The sequence below is a fragment of the Aeromicrobium sp. PFPM2_SD2 genome (assembly GCF_057364525.1).
The window spans coordinates 1-610 of the sequence record NZ_JBNFNZ010000782.1; the positions used below are offsets into that span (position 1 = coordinate 1).

Here is a 610-nt window from a genome sequence, read left to right on the forward strand (position 1 = left end):
GACTGGGCGCTGGCCGAGCTGGCCGCCGAGCGGCTGATCGCCGCGGGAGCGCGGCAGGGCGACACCATCGTCATGGGCGTCCCCGGGTCCAGCGACGAGCACGAGCTGGCCGCGTTCGCCAAGGCGGCCCGGCTGCTGAGCGCCGTGTGGGGCGGGCGGTGCACCTCGGCTCCCTGACCGGGTCCGACACGTCCCTGGCCGACGCGGTCGACATCGCCCGGGCCTACGGCCGCCGGGTCGTCGTGTCCGCCTACCTGCTCAGCGGCGGGCGCCAGCTGACGGCGCTGCGCGCGAGCGGCGCCGACCTGGTCACCGCGCCGTTCCTGGACGGGGGACCGCCGGACCACCGGCTCTCGGGCCTCGTGCTCGCCCGGTACGCGCAGGCGCTCGGCCGGACGCCCGTGGCCAGCGACCCCGGCGCCTGAGCCGTCCGTCCTCGGCCGTCCGACCGGAATCGCAGGCCGGGACGGCGTGGGATCCGCCCAAGTCTCGACTCTTGCTTTAGGCTTGCGCCCATGGCGACCCGTACGTCTTCCCCGCCGCGCAAGCGGCCGTCCGGCAGCCAGGCCCGCAAGCGTCCCGCGAGCAGGAAGCCCCCGGCCCGCAAGCC

At 76.7% G+C, this 610-nt stretch carries 1 protein-coding gene; it reads left to right on the plus strand.

All coding sequences use genetic code 11. The features are described 5' to 3' along the window. Nucleotides 1-158: 158 nt before the first annotated feature. On the plus strand, nt 159-425 hold the full coding sequence (locus tag AC2W7G_RS18080) for a hypothetical protein (protein WP_485869648.1): 267 nt from the start codon (nt 159-161) through the stop codon (nt 423-425). Nucleotides 426-610: the final 185 nt, after the last annotated feature.